Genomic DNA, 15048 nt, shown 5'->3' on the forward strand with positions numbered 1-15048 from the left:
TGGCGCAGACCACCGAGGTCAAGGGCGACGGCCAGAAAGTCACCGGGCTGGTCTACAAGGACCGCACCAGCGAGGCGCTGCACGAGGTCGAGCTGGAAGGCATCTTCGTGCAGATCGGCCTGCTGCCCAACAGCGACTGGCTGAAAGGCACCGTCGAGCTGTCGCGCTTCGGCGAGATCATCGTCGACGCCAAGGGCCAGACCAACATCCCCGGCGTGTTCGCGGCCGGTGACGTGACCACGGTGCCCTACAAGCAGATCGTCATCGCCGTGGGCGAAGGCGCCAAGGCCTCGCTGAGTGCCTTCGACCACCTGATCCGGACGTCCGTACCGGCGTAAGTGACGCAAGGCGCAAAAAGAAAGGGAGCAGATGCGAATCTGCTCCCTTTCTGCGTCATGCCGAGGAAAGCTGCGGTCTAGTCGTTCCGTGCCAATACGCAGCGGTTTCGGCCGGCGTTCTTGGCTTCGTAAAGCGCCTGGTCGGCGCGCCGCAACAACCGCTCATAGTCGGGATGGCCGTCATGCACGGCGATACCGATGCTGACGGTCACCTTGATCACCTCGCCCTGGGGCAGGCGAAAGCTGTCCTCGGCGATGCGTTGACGCAGCTTTTCCGCAGCCTGGGTGATCTTCTGTGCATCGACGTCCACCAGTACCAGCAGGAACTCCTCGCCGCCCAGGCGGAACGCATAATCGCCGCCACGGGTATTGTTCGACAGGGCCGTCGCCACCTGTTGCAAGACCTGGTCACCGCCGTCATGGCCGTGAGCATCGTTGATCTGCTTGAAGTGATCGACATCGACGATCAGCACACCGAACGAGCCTCCCGCCTGACGGCTGTAGAGCATCTCCTTGGTCATCACTACCGGTAGGAACTTGCGGTTGAGCAGGCGCGTCAGCACATCGCGGCCGGCTTCCAGCTCGTTGGCCTGCTCGAACAGGCTGTCGAGCAGAAAGCGGATCGAGCGGGTCTGCTCGCGAACGCGGTGCAGGCTGCCCAGGCTGCCCTGCTCTTTTCCGGCATCGGCCAGGATCTGCAGTTCCTGGTCGATCTGCATGATGTAGTCGAGAATGCTGGCCGATTCGGGAGTGCCCTGAAAGGCATGGGAAGCCTTGTGGCGGAACCACAGGCCGAACTCGGAACTCGCCAGCCGTGGCAGGCTTTCATAGCCGCTGCCGACGGCCAGGTCGAACATCAGCTGGTTCTCCCAGTCCAGCAAGGCGGCACGCTGGCGCTCCTTCTCGGCCCCCTGGTTCTGCGAAACCGCGAATAGCCGATAGGCCTCCTCGGCGCGCGAATTGCGGTCATGGGATTGCGAGTAGGCGAAGCAGATGATCTCGACTGCCAGATCGATGATATCGGCACCCAGGCGGGCGGCGTCGCGCCGGGTGACGGCTTCCGCCGCCTGCCGTTCGACAAGGCGGCGCAGCCGCCCCTTCAGATAGCGCGCGCCGCGCAGCACCAGGCTGACCGGAATTTCGATGCGAGCGTGGACGTCACCGATGGTCCGCTGCAGGTCGATGACCGCTTCGAGGTCGTCCTCCGGCCTGGAGGTGAGCACCGTGAACACCCAGCGCTGCATGGAGTGGCTGAGCCGGTTCTGGACCTGTTCGTGGGACAGGAATACCGCGGCGTGGGGATCGGCCAGCATCTGCTCGTAGAAATGGGCGGCCAGATCCTCGTTGCTCTGCTCGGCGACGCCATGCAGGACCGCGGCTGCCTCGGGCGAGAATTGATCTAACAGGCGGCGCCATTCGCCCGCCAGCTGTTCATTGGGAATGTGCTGCACGTAACCAGGTTCTCGGTGGTGTCCGGGGCAGCATCCCTGCCCTGTCCGGCGACGGGTTGATCAGCTTGCGTTGCGGGCCTGTTGCTCCAAGATCTGTACCTGGGCGTTGATCCAGTCTTCGGCGCGCTGGTTGAGCTCGGCGACGGCACGCGGCGCTTCGCTGTCGGCATGCATGGCCGGGCCAATGCACACCTGAATGGTTCCGGGACGTTTGCCCCAGCCCGCCTTGGGCCAGAACATGCCCGCATTGTGGGCAATCGGCAATACCGGCAGGCCGGCGTTAGCTGCCAGTGCTGCGCCGCTGCGGGAAAACTTGCCCTGCTGACCGACCGGTACGCGCGTGCCCTCGGGAAAGATCAACACCCAGGCGCCCTGCTCCAGGCGTTCATGGCCCTGCTTGGCCACCTGGCGCAACGCCGCCTTGGGATTGTCGCGGTCGATGGCGATCGGCCTGACCAGCATCATGGCCCAGCCGAAGAACGGCACCCGCAGCAGTTCGCGCTTGAGCACCTGGGTCAGGGGCTCGAAGTAGGCCGAGAGAAAGAAGGTTTCCCAGGTGCTCTGGTGCTTGGCGAGGATCACGCAGGGCCGCGTCGGAATGTTCTCCGTACCCTGTACTTGGTAGCGCAGGCCGATCAGCGACCGGCCCAGCCAGACGGCACAGCGACACCAGTTCTGCACCACGAAGCGATAGCGCATACGGAACGACATGAACGGCGCACAGACCAGGCACACCAGACACCAGGCGAATGCGCTGAAGGCCAGCAGGAAGTAGAACAGCGCGATGCGCAGGGGGTACAGGAGGCTCATCGAGATTTCTCGAGCAGGTGATCGACAACCGCTGCCAGGTCATCGAAGACCTGGGTGCCGGAGGGCAGCGTCCCTTCCAGGGTGCGCAGGCCCTTGCCGGTCCGGACCAGATAGGGCGTGCCGCCGAGCATCAGCCCCGCATGCAGGTCGCGGTGGCTGTCGCCGACGACGGGCACGCCTTTCAGGTCGGCCAGGCCGAAATGCTCGGCGATGGTACGGAACAGTCCGGGTTTCGGTTTGCGGCATTCGCAGCCAGCGTCCGGTCCGTGCGGGCAATGCACGATCAGGTCGATGCGTCCGCCCTGCTCCATCACCAGTTGCTGCATCTTGAAATGCATGTCGTCGAGGGTGGAGGCGTCGAACATGCCGCGTGCCAGCCCGGACTGATTGGTGGCCACGGCCACCGTCCAGCCGGCCTGGCTCAGGCGGGCGATGGCCTGCAGCGACCCGGGGATCGGAATCCATTCCTCCAGGGTCTTCACGTACGCATCGGAGTCCTCGTTGATGACGCCGTCGCGGTCGAGGACGATCAGCTTCAACGGCTTAGCCAAGTGCGGAAATATCGGCGACGCCAAGGAACAGTCCTCGCAAACGGGCCAGCAGGGCATAGCGGTTGGCACGTACCGAAGCGTCCTCGGCATTGACCAGTACCGCCTCGAAGAAAGCGTCCACCGGCGCGCGCAGGTGCGCCAGGCGCTCGAGCGCTTCGCGATACTGGCGCGCCTCGGCCAGCGGCTGCACGGCCTGTTCGGCCTGCTGCAACGCCGAATACAGCGAGAACTCGGTGGCGTTGTCGAACCAGCGTGGCTCGACGGTTTCCGGCAGCTTCGCCTCGAACTTGCCGAGCAGGTTGGAGACGCGCTTGTTGGCCGCGGCCAGGGCTTCGGCTTCCGGCAGCTTGCGGAACGCCTGCACGGCCTGCACGCGCTGATCGAAATCCAGCGCGGAAGCCGGCGCCACGGCGCGAACCGACAGGTAGGTCGCCACCTCGACGCCCTCGTCCTCGTAACGCGCACGCAGGCGCTCGAAGACGAACGCCAGCACCTGCTCGGACAGCCCGCTGGCCTTCACCTGGCTGCCGAACTGCGCGATGGCGAAATCCACCGCCTTGACCAGATCCAGGTCCAGCTGCTTCTCGATCAGGATGCGCAGGATGCCCAGCGCCGCACGACGCAGCGCGTAGGGGTCCTTGCTGCCGGTGGGCAACATGCCGATGCCGAAGATACCGACCAGGGTGTCGAGCTTGTCCGCCACGGCGAGGATGGCGCCCGTGCGGGTGCTCGGCAGCTCGGCGCCGGCACCGCGCGGCATGTACTGCTCGTTCAGCGCCAGGGCGACGTCCTGCGGCTCGCCGTCGTTCAGCGCGTAGTAGTAGCCGGCGATGCCCTGCATCTCCGGGAACTCGCCGACCATCTCCGTGGCGAGGTCGCACTTGCTCAGCAGGCCGGCTCGCGCCGCTTGCTGGACGTCGCCTGCGGTGTTCTCGGCAATGAACGCGGCCAGCCGGGAAACCCGCACGGCCTTGTCGTAGACGCTGCCGAGCTGGGCCTGGAACACCACGTTGCGCAGGCGCTCGTTGAAGCTTTCCAGCTTCTGCTTCTTGTCCTGCTTGAAGAAGAACTCGGCATCGGTCAGGCGCGGGCGCACCACCTTCTCGTTGCCGGCGACGATCTGCGCCGGGTCCTTCGATTCGATGTTGGCCACGGTGATGAAGCGCGGCAGCAGCTTGCCGTCCGCATCCAGCAGGCAGAAGTACTTCTGGTTGTCCTGCATGGTGGTGATCAGCGCTTCCTGCGGCACTTCGAGGAAGCGTTCCTCGAACGAGCAGACCAGCGGCACCGGCCATTCCACCAGCGCGGTCACTTCATCGAGCAGCGCCGGCGGCACGATGGCGCTGCCGTTCTGTTCGCTCGCCAGCTGTTCCACGCGCTTGGCGATCAGCGCGCGGCGTTCGGCGAAGTCGGCGATGACATGGGCGCCACGCAGGTCTTCCAGATAGCTGGACGGCTGGCTGATGCGCACGGGCGCCGGGTTGTGGAAGCGGTGGCCGCGGGATTCGCGACCGGCGCGTTGGGCGAGGATCTCGCAATCGATGACCTGTTCGCCGAAGAGCATCACCAGCCACTGCGTCGGACGCACGAACTCATCCTTGCGCGCGGCCCAGCGCATGCGCTTGGGAATCGGCAACTCGTTCAGCGAGGCTTCGACGATGCCGGGCAGCAACTCGGCCGCCGGCAGGCCTTCGATGGTGCGGCTGAATTTCAGCTTGGGACCGCTGCGATCGATCAGCGCCAGCTCGACACCGCACTTGCGGGCAAAGCCCAGCGCGGCCTGAGTCGGCTCGCCCTCGGCGTCGAAGGCGGCCTGAATCGGTGGGCCGTCGAGATTGACGCTGCGATCGGGCTGTTGGGTCGCCAGCTGTTCGACCAGTACGGCCAGGCGACGCGGGGCGGCATAGGCCTGTACCCGCGCATGGCCCAGGCCGGCTTCCTTCAGGCCCTTCTCGATGCCGCTGCGAAAGGCTTCGGCCAGCTTGCCCAGCGCCTTGGGTGGCAGCTCTTCGGTGCCCAGCTCGACCAGGAAATCTTGTGCACTCATTCTGCTGCCTCCAGCTTGGCCAGTACTTCGTCACGCAGGTCGGGGGTGGCCATGGGGAAGCCCAGCTTGGCGCGCGCCTGCAGGTAGCTCTGCGCCACGGCGCGGGCCAGGGTGCGCACGCGCAGGATGTACTGCTGGCGCGCGGTGACCGAAATGGCCCGACGCGCATCGAGCAGGTTGAAGGTGTGCGAGGCCTTGAGCACCATCTCGTAGGTGGGCAGCGGCAGTTCCAGCTCGATCAGGCGGTTGGCTTCGGATTCGTAGAAGTCGAACAGCTCGAACAGCTTGTCGACGTTGGCGTGTTCGAAGTTGTAGGTCGACTGCTCCACCTCGTTCTGGTGGAACACGTCGCCGTAGGTCACGGTGCCGAAGGGACCGTCGGTCCAGATCAGGTCGTAGACCGAATCGACGCCCTGCAGGTACATCGCAAGACGTTCCAGGCCGTAGGTGATCTCGCCGGTGACCGGATAGCACTCGAGGCCGCCGACCTGCTGGAAATAGGTGAACTGGGTGACTTCCATGCCGTTCAGCCAGACTTCCCAGCCCAGGCCCCAGGCGCCGAGGGTCGGCGATTCCCAGTTGTCCTCGACGAAGCGCACGTCGTGCACAGAAGTGTCGACGCCGATGCGGCGCAGCGACTCCAGGTACAGGTCCTGGATGTTGTCCGGGTTGGGCTTGAGTACCACCTGGAACTGGTAATAGTGCTGCAGGCGGTTGGGGTTCTCGCCGTAGCGGCCATCGGCCGGGCGGCGCGACGGCTGGACGTAGGCGGCGTTCCAGGTCTCGGGACCGATGGCGCGCAGGAAGGTGGCGGTGTGGAAGGTACCGGCGCCCATTTCCATGTCATAGGGCTGCAGGACCACGCAGCCCTGCTCGGCCCAGTAGCTCTGCAGGGCGAGGATCAGGTCTTGGAAGGTGCGCACGGCAGGCGTAGGCTGAGTCAAAATTTCACCTGTGCTGGGCTTCGACAGAAAGCCCCGGAGTATACCCGATTCGCAGGCTTTCCCGACGCCGCCGGCTGCGTTTGGAAGATGCTTTCGATGAGCCCTTCACCCTTTCAGGACGAGCCCATGCAGCGTTGTGCCTGGTGCAGCGACGATCCGCTGTACATCGATTACCATGATCACGAATGGGGCGTGCCGACCCGCGACCCGCAAGTGCTGTTCGAGTTTCTGCTGCTCGAGGCGTTCCAGGCCGGGCTGTCCTGGATCACTGTGCTGAAGAAGCGCGAACGCTATCGCGAAGTGCTGTTCGGCTTCGATCCGCAGTGCCTGGCGCGGATGACCGACGCCGAGATCGACGAACGCCTGCAGGACCCCGGCATCATCCGTAACCGTCGCAAGCTCGAAGCGGCGCGCAACAACGCCCGGGCCTGGCTGCAGCTGGAGGACCCGGTGGGGTTCATCTGGTCCTTCGTAGGCGGCCGGCCGTTGGTCAACCAATACGCGTCGCGCGAACAGGTGCCGGCGGTCACTGCCGAAGCCGAGACCATGAGTCGCGCCCTGAAGAAGGCCGGTTTCAGTTTCGTCGGCCCGACCATCTGCTACGCCTACATGCAGGCTTGCGGCCTGGTCATGGACCACACCCTCGATTGCCATCGTCATGCGCAACTGGTCGATGCGTCGGCAACGTCGGGCCCATCGATGCAGGTACACTAGCGCCTTTGTTTTTTCTCGGGAGAGATCCTTGGACAAGTTCAAAGGTGCGCTGATAGTCGGTTTTCTACGACTGTTCGCCCTGCTGCCCTGGTCGATGGTGCAGCGCCTGGGCGCGCTGATCGGCTGGTTGATGTGGAAGCTGCCCAACCGCTCGCGCGAGGTGGCGCGCACCAACCTGAGCCATTGTTTTCCCGAACTGCGCGGCGATCCGCTCGATCAGCTGTTGCGCGACAGCCTGCAGCAGATCGGCAAGACCTTCACCGAGAGCGCCTGTGCGTGGATCTGGCCGGCGGACAAGACGCTGCGCCTGATCAAGGAAGTGGAAGGCCTAGAAGTGCTGGAACAGGCGCTGGCCTCAGGCAAGGGCGTGGTCGGCATCACCAGCCACCTGGGCAACTGGGAAGTGCTCAACCACTTCTATTGCGCGCAATGCAAACCGATCATCTTCTACCGTCCGCCGAAGCTGAAGGCGGTGGACGATCTGCTGCAACGGCAGCGGGTGCAGTTGGGCAACCGGGTCGCGCCTTCGACCCGTGAAGGCATCATCAGCGTGATCAAGGAAGTGCGCCGTGGCGGTTCGGTGGGCATTCCGGCCGATCCCGAGCCCAGCGAGGGCGCCGGGGTATTCGTCCCCTTCTTTGCCACCCAGGCGCTGACCAGCAAATTCGTGCCCGGCATGCTCACTGGCGGCAAGGCGGTGGGCGTGTTCCTTCATGCCCTGCGGCTGGATGATGGCTCGGGCTTCAAGGTGATTCTCGAAGCCGCGCCGCAGGAGATGTACAGCGAGGATATCGACGCCGCCGTTGCCTCGATGAGCCGCGTGATCGAAAGTTACGTGCGCCGCTGGCCGAGCCAGTACATGTGGACCATGAAGCGCTTCAAGAAGCGTCCGGCCGGCGAGGCTCGCTGGTACTGACCCGGGAAAAACAATAAGTAGACCAGGAGGGATCCGTGACCAACCAGCGTATGCACCCACGCGCCAGCATGAAATGCCGAATCCGCATCAGCCACGAATCCTTCGGCGATGTGCTGGCGCAGACCCGCGACCTCTCGGACAGCGGCGTCTACGTCAAACATCCCGATCTGATCTCGTTGCAGCCGGGCACCATCGTCCGTGGCCAGGTGCAGGATCTGCCCATCCCCGCTCCCGAGCTGCAAATGGAAGTGATGCGGGTGGACGCCGAAGGCGTAGGGCTGCGGTTCATCCTGGCGGATTGATCGATACCGTAGGGCCGAACTTGTTCGGCCTTTGCATCGGCGGCCGAGTGAATTCGGCCCTACGGAACGACAGGCGCGTTTCCGAAGCGCAGTACAAGCCAGGCACGTGGAATCAGGGGCGGGACGCCTTGTCCAGCTTGCGCAGGAACACCGTCATCTCTTTCTCGGCCTGCTTGTCACCGTGGGCCTGTGCGGCAACCAGACCCTTTTCCCAAGCAGTGCGTGCGCCCTCCAGGTCACCGCTGCTCTGCAAGGCCTTGCCGAGCAGCTTCCAGGCAGCCGAGTATCGGGCGTCCAGTTCGACGCAACGCCGCAGGTGCGCAGCAGCTTTTTCGGCATCGCCGGCGTCCAGATAGCCCTTGCCCAGGCCGAAGCGCAGCATGGGGTTGTCCATGCCCTGCGCCAGCATCTTTTCCAGCGATTCAAGCATCGGTGATCTCCTTCGCAACGTTGCAAGCCGCCGGTCCCGCGACCGGCCATGCCTGCAGCTGCTTTCAGTGCGCCTCGTTGACCGCGCTGAGAAACGCCTGGGTGCGCTCCTGCTGCGGATTGCCGAACAGCTCGTCGGGGCTGCCCTGCTCATGAATGCGCCCCTGATTGAAGAAGCATACGCGGTCGGCGAACTCCCGGGCGAATCCCATCTGGTGGGTCACCATCAGCATCGTCAGGCTGTGGGCATCCCCGAGCCGGCGAATCACGTTCAGCACTTCCCCGCACAGTTCCGGATCGAGCGCCGAGGTGACCTCGTCGAACAGCATCACCTTCGGCCGCATCGCCAGCGCGCGGGCGATGGCCACCCGCTGCTGCTGGCCGCCGGACAGTTGCGAGGGATAGTGATCGAGCTTGTCCTCCAGGCCGACCATCGCCAGCAGTTCCTCGGCCCGCTCGCGCGCTTGTGCCTTCGGCATACCGAGTACCTGTACCGGCGCTTCCATCACGTTCTGCAGGGCATTCATGTGCGGAAACAGGTTGAAGCTCTGGAACACCATGCCGACCTTGCCGCGCACGCTGCGCTGATGTCGCGCACTGGCGGGCACCAGCTGGCCATCGGCGCCGGGCATGTGGGTAAGCGGTTCGCCATCGACCATGATCACACCTTCGTCGATGTCCTCCAGGGTCATCAACGCGCGCAGCAGGGTGGATTTGCCGGAGCCGCTCGGGCCGATGATGGCCACCTTCTCGCCGGCCTGGACATCCAGGTCCAGGTGGTCGAGCACGGTCAGATCGCCATAGCGCTTGGTCACGCCGCGAAATCGCACCATCGGCTCTTCGACGCTGGCTTCGGTGGGCTGGACGGGATTGGGCATCGACAGGTTCATCGGGCGAGCTCCATGCGGTTTTCCAGACGGCGCACGAACCAGGCGAGGCCGAGACTGAGAATGAGAAAGAACAGGCCGACCATGGTGATCGGCTCCAGGTAGCGGAAATGCTCTGAGCCGATGTTCTTGGCTCGCTGCATGATTTCCACCACGGTGATGGCGGACAGTACGGGTGTGTCCTTGAGCATCGAGATCAGGTAGTTGCCCAGCGCCGGCAGGATCGGCCGCAGCGCCTGGGGCAGGATGATCTTGCGGTAGGCGGTGACGGCCTTCATGTTCAGCGCCGTGACCGCTTCCCACTGCGCGCGCGGCACCGCATCGAGCCCGGCGCGGTAGACCTCGGCGGTGTAGCAGGCGTAATGCAGGGCGATGCCGATGATGCCCGCCTGCAATGCCGTCAGATTGAGGCCGTAGGCAGGGGCGACGAAGAACAGAAAATAGACCTGAATCAGCAAAGGCGTACTGCGGATGAACTCGATCAGCCCGGTCACCGGCCAGGACAGCCAGCGCTGACGGCTGCGGCGGCCTACGGCGAGGAACAGTCCGAGCACGATGGCGATGCAAAAGCCGGCCAGGGTGATGCCGATGGTCTTGAGCGAAGCATCCAGCAAGCGTGGCAGGATGGCCCAGGCGAACTCCCAGTCGAAGAAATTCATGACAGACCTCCACGCATCCGCCCACGACTGAGCCGGCGCTCAAGTGCGCGCATGGAGAAGTTGATGATCTGGGCGAGGACGAAGTACATCAGCAGCGCCAGGCCGAATATCTCCAGGGTCATCAGCGTCGCCTGATCCAGCTGGCGCGCGCGGAATGCCAGGTCCGACAGCGTGATCAGCGAAACCAGCGAGGTGTTCTTCAGCAGCTCGATCAGCAGGTTGGTGCCCGGCGGGATCGCCGCCAGCAGCGCCTGCGGCAGGATGATGCGCCGCGCGCGCTGCCAGGCCGTCATGTTCAGCGCCTGGCAGGCCTCGTACTGGCCTTCGTGCACCGAGCGGATGGCGCCGCGCAGCACTTCCGCGCCGTAGGAACCGATGTTCAGGCCCAGCCCGATGACGGCGACCTGGAAGGCGCTGAGGCTGATGTTGAACGGCGGCATCGGCAACACGAAATACAGCCAGAACAGTTGCACCAGCAGCGAGCTGCCGCGAAAGAGTTCGATGTAGGTAATCGCCAGCCAGCGCAGCGGGGCGATCGGCGACAGGCGCCCGAAGGCGGCGATCAGGGCGACGGCGATGGCCAGCAGGGAGCCGAAGAAGGTGACCTGCACGGTCACCCAGGCACCCTCCAGCATCAGGGGGAGAAGTTCATTCATGGGATTGTCCGGTAGCAGGCTGTTGGAAAACTACCTGCGTTGGCAGTACTGCGTTAAAAACAGGCTCGGCAAGCCGCTTGCGGCTAACGCGCTTTAGCGCGGCCCGGTAGGGCGAACGAAGTGAGTACTGCTCATTTAGAACAACTAAACTCCGTGTCCTCGCCTGTTTTTGCCTTGTCTTGCCTGCCTCGCATACGTTTTCCAACAGCCTTTCAGGCCAAGAGAGGCCGGGGTGAAACGCGCTGCAGAAGGCCGTGCGCGCGACCACCGCCAAGCGCACCGCTGAAAAAGCGATGCGGGCAGGTGAAGGCGAAGCGTTTCTACAGTCGGGGATCAAACGCAGTTCCGTGGCATGCCGCGAAGCCCTCAGGCCACGCGGGCAGCCGCGTTCCGTCAGGCGGAGCAGAGCTCCTCGGCGGTCTTGTCGGTGATGTTGGAGCGGTCGAAACCGAAGGGCTCGACGGTCTGCAGGTGTTCGTCGCTGCCCAGCCACTTCTTCAGCTCGGCATTGACCGCATCACGCAGCGCCTTGTCCGCGGGGCGGAAAGCCAGCGCGCCATAGCCGGTGTGGGCGGGGTCGTCCTTGAAGTCGGTGGTGGCTTCGACCTGATCGCCGGCCTTCTCGGCCAGGCCTTTCATGGTCAGCTGGGTACCGATCGCGGCATCGGCGCGGCCGGTGCGTACGGCCTGCAGTTGCGAGGTGGTGTCGGGCACCTGGACGATCTGCGAGTCCTTGATGCCGGCTTCACGCGCATAAGCCAGGTTAACGGTGCCGGACATGATCGCCAGCTTGGCTTCGGGGTCGTTGGCGATATCGGCGTAGCTGCGCAGGTTCTTCGGGTTACCGGTCTTCACCAGCAGGGTATCGGGCAACTGGTAATGCGGATCGGTGAACAGTACCTGCTTGCAGCGCTCGGGCGTGATGTACATGCCGGCGGCGATGAGGTCGAAGCGGCTGGCGCGCAGGCCGGGGATCAGTGAGCCCCACTCGGTGAGGACGGGTTTGATGGTCTCGATGCCCATCCGTTGGAAGATCTTCTCGACGATTTCGGGCGACTCGCCAGTGACGCTGCCATCGAGGGCGGTGTAAGCGAAGGGGGTTTCGTTGGCATAGCCGATGCGGACGCTGCTGTTTTCCTTGATCTTGTCCAGGGTATCGGCCTGGGTCAGGCTGCTGATCGTGATACTGGCGAGGGCCGTACAGCCGATCAGAAGCCGGGAAATGGGTGAGATGGCATGGTTCCTCATGGGTGTTTCTCCTGTGTTGTTCTAGGGGCCGGCCGGCGGCTGACCTTATTGGCTAGGAGGCAGTTCTGGGATTGTCGATGCAGCATCAACGACAGATGTCTCGCGGTTGAACGCCTCGCTCTTCGTTGGCTGTCTGGGAAGGAGCCGCTTTTGCTCCTGACCCGGAGGATACAAAAGCTCGCCGGCAAACGGAAATCCAGCGGCCAATTGAAGCGAATAGCCGCAATGATTGACTTATCTGGCGGGAATTTGGTTCGCGGAAATATTCGACTGCCGCTTCGCTCCGCCAGCCGGCGCTTCGCCAGGCTGGCCCGAGAGCGGCTCAGAAGAAGGTCAGGCCCGCCTGGAACAGCCGTTCCACATCGCGGATATGCTTCTTGTCGACGAGGAAGAGAATGACGTGATCGCCGGACTCGATCACCGTGCTGTCGTGGGCAATCAGCACCTGTTCGTCGCGAATCACCGCGCCGATGGTGGTACCCGGCGGCAGTACGATCTTGCCGATCGGCCGGCCGATCACCTTGCTGGAGCGGACATCGCCATGGGCGATCACCTCGATGGCTTCGGCGGCACCGCGGCGCAGCGAGTGCGCGCTGACGATGTCGCCGCGCCGCACGTGGGTCAGCAGCGTGCCGATGGTGGCCAGCTGGGGACTGATGGCGATATCGATGTCGCCGCCCTGCACCAGGTCGACGTAGGCCGGGTTGTTGATGATGCACATCACCTTGCGCGCACCGAGACGCTTGGCCAGCAAGGACGACATGATGTTGGCCTCGTCGTCGTTGGTCAGCGCCAGGAACACATCGGCATCGCTGATGTTTTCCTCGATCAGCAGGTCCCGATCCGAAGCGCTGCCCTGCAGGATGACGGTGCTGTCCAGGGTATCCGAGAGATAGCGGCAGCGGGCCGGGTTCATCTCGATGATCTTCACCTGGTAGCGGCTCTCGATGGCTTCGGCCAGGCGCTCGCCGATATGGCCGCCACCGGCGATGACGATGCGTTTGTAGTTCTCGTCGAGCCGGCGCATCTCGCTCATCACTGCGCGGATATGTCCCTTGGCGGCGATGAAGAACACCTCGTCATCGGGTTCGATCACGGTGTCGCCCTGCGGCAGGATCGCGTGGTTGCGGCGGAAGATCGCCGCCACCCGCGTATCGACGTTAGGCATGTGCTTGCGGATCTGCCGCAGCTCCTGGCCCACCAGCGGTCCGCCGTAGTAGGCGCGCACGGCCACCAGCTGCGCCTTGCCGCCGGCGAAGTCGATCACCTGCAGCGAGCCGGGATGTTCGATCAGGCGCTTGATGTAGTTGGTCACCACCTGTTCAGGACTGATCAGCACGTCCACCGGGATCGCCTCGTTGGCGAACAGCCCGGAGCGGGTCAGGTAGGCCGGTTCGCGCACGCGGGCGATCTTGGTCGGGGTGTTGAACAGGGTGTAGGCGACCTGGCAGGCGACCATGTTGGTCTCGTCGCTGTTGGTCACCGCGACCAGCATGTCGGCGTCGTCGGCCCCGGCCTGGCGCAGGATGGTCGGGAAGGACGCACGACCGAACACCGTGCGGATGTCCAGGCGGTCGCCGAGGTCGCGCAGGCGATCGACGTCTGTGTCCACCACGGTGATGTCGTTGGCTTCGCTGGCGAGGTTTTCGGCAAGGGTGCCGCCCACCTGGCCGGCACCGAGAATGATGATTTTCACCTTGTCACTCCTGACGGCGCTGCCGTCGCCCCGGGGCGGTCGTTCGCCCGGTTCTTCTTATGTCTTCGGAACGCCTGTTTTCGCCGTGCCGGATTCGGCCGCGACCTTGATCAGCTTGGCATAGTAGAAGCCGTCGTGGCCGCCTTCCTGCGGCAGCAACTGGCGACCGTGGCGCTGCTTGAGCCCGAAGTCGCCGGCCAGATCCAGCTCGCGTGCCCCAGGCATGCGGGCCAGGAAGGCCTCGATCACCTCGCGGTTTTCCGTCGGCAACACCGAGCAGGTGGCATACAGCAGCACGCCGCCGACCTCCAGCGTGGGCCAGAGCGCATCGAGCATCTCGCCCTGCAGCGTGGCCAGCGGTGCGATGTCCTCTGCCTGGCGGGCCAGCTTGATGTCCGGATGGCGACGAATCACGCCGGTAGCCGAACAGGGCGCATCCAGCAGGATGCGCTGGAAGGGTTTTCCATCCCACCAGCGTTCGGTGTCGCGGGCGTCGGCCGCCGTCAGCGTGGCCTCGAGCCGCAGGCGCTCCAGGTTCTCCTGCACGCGTTGCAGACGCTTGGGCTCCAGGTCCAGGGCGACGACTTCGGCCAGGCCCGGCTCGTGCTCGAGGATGTGGCAGGTCTTGCCGCCCGGTGCGCAACAGGCGTCCAGCACACGCTGGCCGGGCTTGAGCTCCAGCAGCGAGGCGGCCAGCTGCGCCGCTTCGTCCTGCACGCTGACCCGGCCTTCGGCGAAACCGGGCAATTGCTGGACATCGCAGGGTGCGGCCAGGCGAATGCCGTCCTCGCTGAACGGGCAAGCGAAGGCTTCGATGCCGGCGGCGCGCAATTCATCGAGATAGGCATCGCGGTCGAGCTGACGTCGATTGACCCGCAGCATCATCGGCGGATGGACGTTATTGGCAGCGCAGATGGCTTCCCAGTGCTCCGGCCAATGCGCCTTGAGCGATTTCTGCAGCCAACGCGGGTGCGCCACGCGGATCACCGGGTCGTGTTCCAGCTCGGCCAGCAGTGCCTCGCCCTCGCGCTGGGCACGGCGCAACACGGCGTTGAGCAGGCCCTTGGCCCAGGGCTTCTTCAGCTTGTCGACGCAGCCGACGGTTTCGCCGATGGCCGCATGCGGTGGAATGCGGGTGTAGAACAGCTGGTAGAGGCCGATCAGCAGCAATGCCTCGACATCGCGGTCGGCGGCCTTGAAAGGTTTCTGCAGCAGCCTGGCGGCCAGCCCGGCCAGGCGCGGTTGCCAGCGTGCGGCGCCGAAAGCCAGCTCCTGGGTCAGGCCTCGGTCACGCGCTTCGACCTTGGCCAGCATGTCCGGCAGGCTGCTGCCCAGCGATGCCTTGCCGGCGAGCACCGTGGCCAGGGCGCGGGCGGCTGCCAGCCGTGGATTCATCGCCA

The 15048-nt window shown here is 64.5% G+C and carries 16 protein-coding genes; 4 read left to right on the forward strand and 12 right to left on the reverse strand.

Going from position 1 to position 15048, the window contains the following annotated elements:
* Positions 1–338, forward strand: a 338-nt coding sequence (locus tag EA795_RS11260) for an FAD-dependent oxidoreductase (protein WP_158601302.1), incomplete at its 5' end; no start/stop codon positions are given.
* A gap of 77 nt (positions 339–415) precedes the next feature.
* Here EA795_RS11260 and EA795_RS11265 read toward each other — a convergent pair.
* Genes EA795_RS11265 through glyQ form a run of 5 tightly spaced genes read right to left on the reverse strand, consistent with a single transcriptional unit; the run spans position 416 to position 6141 of the window.
* Positions 416–1789, reverse strand: a complete 1374-nt coding sequence (locus tag EA795_RS11265) for a diguanylate cyclase (RefSeq protein WP_122077329.1) — start codon at positions 1787–1789, stop codon at positions 416–418.
* Positions 1790–1849: 60 nt separating this feature from the next.
* The gene (locus EA795_RS11270) at positions 1850–2599 is read right to left on the reverse strand and encodes a lysophospholipid acyltransferase family protein (protein WP_058075143.1); all 750 of its coding nucleotides are present in this window, start codon (positions 2597–2599) and stop codon (positions 1850–1852) included.
* On the reverse strand, positions 2596–3138 hold the full coding sequence (gene gmhB, locus EA795_RS11275; protein WP_014850930.1) for a D-glycero-beta-D-manno-heptose 1,7-bisphosphate 7-phosphatase: 543 nt from the start codon (positions 3136–3138) through the stop codon (positions 2596–2598). The genes EA795_RS11270 and gmhB overlap by 4 nt, the downstream gene beginning before the upstream one ends.
* Before the next feature lie 4 nt (positions 3139–3142).
* On the reverse strand, positions 3143–5197 hold the full coding sequence (gene glyS, locus EA795_RS11280) for a glycine--tRNA ligase subunit beta (RefSeq protein ID WP_014850931.1): 2055 nt from the start codon (positions 5195–5197) through the stop codon (positions 3143–3145).
* Complete coding sequence (glyQ, locus tag EA795_RS11285) at positions 5194–6141, reverse strand: glycine--tRNA ligase subunit alpha (RefSeq protein WP_014850932.1); 948 nt, start codon at positions 6139–6141, stop codon at positions 5194–5196. The genes glyS and glyQ overlap by 4 nt, the downstream gene beginning before the upstream one ends.
* A 126-nt stretch (positions 6142–6267) precedes the next feature.
* On the opposite strand from glyQ, the gene EA795_RS11290 reads away from it, so the two are divergent.
* The 3 genes from EA795_RS11290 to EA795_RS11300 are packed head-to-tail and all read left to right on the forward strand — an operon-like array spanning position 6268 to position 8073.
* Positions 6268–6855, forward strand: a complete 588-nt coding sequence (locus EA795_RS11290) for a DNA-3-methyladenine glycosylase I (protein WP_122077332.1) — start codon at positions 6268–6270, stop codon at positions 6853–6855.
* Between the two features lie 28 nt (positions 6856–6883).
* Positions 6884–7771, forward strand: a complete 888-nt coding sequence (locus EA795_RS11295; RefSeq protein ID WP_122077334.1) for a lysophospholipid acyltransferase — start codon at positions 6884–6886, stop codon at positions 7769–7771.
* A gap of 35 nt (positions 7772–7806) precedes the next feature.
* Complete coding sequence (locus EA795_RS11300) at positions 7807–8073, forward strand: PilZ domain-containing protein (RefSeq protein WP_058077860.1); 267 nt, start codon at positions 7807–7809, stop codon at positions 8071–8073.
* A 112-nt stretch (positions 8074–8185) separates the two neighbouring features.
* Here the strand turns inward: EA795_RS11300 and EA795_RS11305 are convergent, their stop codons facing one another.
* From EA795_RS11305 to rsmB, 7 genes are all read right to left on the reverse strand, one after another.
* Positions 8186–8503, reverse strand: a complete 318-nt coding sequence (locus EA795_RS11305; protein WP_058077861.1) for a tetratricopeptide repeat protein — start codon at positions 8501–8503, stop codon at positions 8186–8188.
* Between the two features lie 64 nt (positions 8504–8567).
* Positions 8568–9392 (reverse strand): ectoine/hydroxyectoine ABC transporter ATP-binding protein EhuA, encoded by an 825-nt coding sequence (ehuA, locus tag EA795_RS11310; protein ID WP_058077862.1) that lies wholly within the window; start codon positions 9390–9392, stop codon positions 8568–8570.
* Positions 9389–10048, reverse strand: coding sequence for an ectoine/hydroxyectoine ABC transporter permease subunit EhuD (gene ehuD, locus EA795_RS11315; RefSeq protein ID WP_058075150.1), 660 nt, complete (start codon positions 10046–10048; stop codon positions 9389–9391). Before ehuD ends, ehuA begins: the two co-directional genes overlap by 4 nt.
* On the reverse strand, positions 10045–10704 hold the full coding sequence (gene ehuC / locus EA795_RS11320; RefSeq protein WP_058077864.1) for an ectoine/hydroxyectoine ABC transporter permease subunit EhuC: 660 nt from the start codon (positions 10702–10704) through the stop codon (positions 10045–10047). Before ehuC ends, ehuD begins: the two co-directional genes overlap by 4 nt.
* A 393-nt stretch (positions 10705–11097) precedes the next feature.
* A complete protein-coding gene (gene ehuB / locus EA795_RS11325; protein ID WP_122077337.1) occupies positions 11098–11952 on the reverse strand; it encodes an ectoine/hydroxyectoine ABC transporter substrate-binding protein EhuB in 855 nt (284 codons plus the stop codon).
* A gap of 322 nt (positions 11953–12274) precedes the next feature.
* Positions 12275–13648, reverse strand: a complete 1374-nt coding sequence (gene trkA, locus EA795_RS11330; protein WP_014850941.1) for a Trk system potassium transporter TrkA — start codon at positions 13646–13648, stop codon at positions 12275–12277.
* 57 nt (positions 13649–13705) lie between these two features.
* A complete protein-coding gene (gene rsmB / locus EA795_RS11335; RefSeq protein ID WP_122077341.1) occupies positions 13706–15043 on the reverse strand; it encodes a 16S rRNA (cytosine(967)-C(5))-methyltransferase RsmB in 1338 nt (445 codons plus the stop codon).
* Positions 15044–15048: the final 5 nt, after the last annotated feature.

Origin of the sequence: Stutzerimonas nitrititolerans, from assembly GCF_003696285.1 — a bacterium.
Lineage (GTDB): Bacteria > Pseudomonadota > Gammaproteobacteria > Pseudomonadales > Pseudomonadaceae > Stutzerimonas > Stutzerimonas nitrititolerans.

Excerpts from the sequence above, each read along its gene's own strand:
- EA795_RS11270 (WP_058075143.1), bottom strand. The coding sequence starts at position 2,599 with ATGAGCCTCCTGTACCCCCTGCGCATCGCGCTGTTCTACTTCCTGCTG.
- glyS (WP_014850931.1), bottom strand. The coding sequence starts at position 5,197 with ATGAGTGCACAAGATTTCCTGGTCGAGCTGGGCACCGAAGAGCTGCCA.
- EA795_RS11290 (WP_122077332.1), top strand. The coding sequence starts at position 6,268 with ATGCAGCGTTGTGCCTGGTGCAGCGACGATCCGCTGTACATCGATTAC.
- EA795_RS11305 (WP_058077861.1), bottom strand. The coding sequence starts at position 8,503 with ATGCTTGAATCGCTGGAAAAGATGCTGGCGCAGGGCATGGACAACCCC.
- ehuA (WP_058077862.1), bottom strand. The coding sequence starts at position 9,392 with ATGAACCTGTCGATGCCCAATCCCGTCCAGCCCACCGAAGCCAGCGTC.
- ehuD (WP_058075150.1), bottom strand. The coding sequence starts at position 10,048 with ATGAATTTCTTCGACTGGGAGTTCGCCTGGGCCATCCTGCCACGCTTG.
- ehuC (WP_058077864.1), bottom strand. The coding sequence starts at position 10,704 with ATGAATGAACTTCTCCCCCTGATGCTGGAGGGTGCCTGGGTGACCGTG.
- ehuB (WP_122077337.1), bottom strand. The coding sequence starts at position 11,952 with ATGAGGAACCATGCCATCTCACCCATTTCCCGGCTTCTGATCGGCTGT.
- rsmB (WP_122077341.1), bottom strand. The coding sequence starts at position 15,043 with ATGAATCCACGGCTGGCAGCCGCCCGCGCCCTGGCCACGGTGCTCGCC.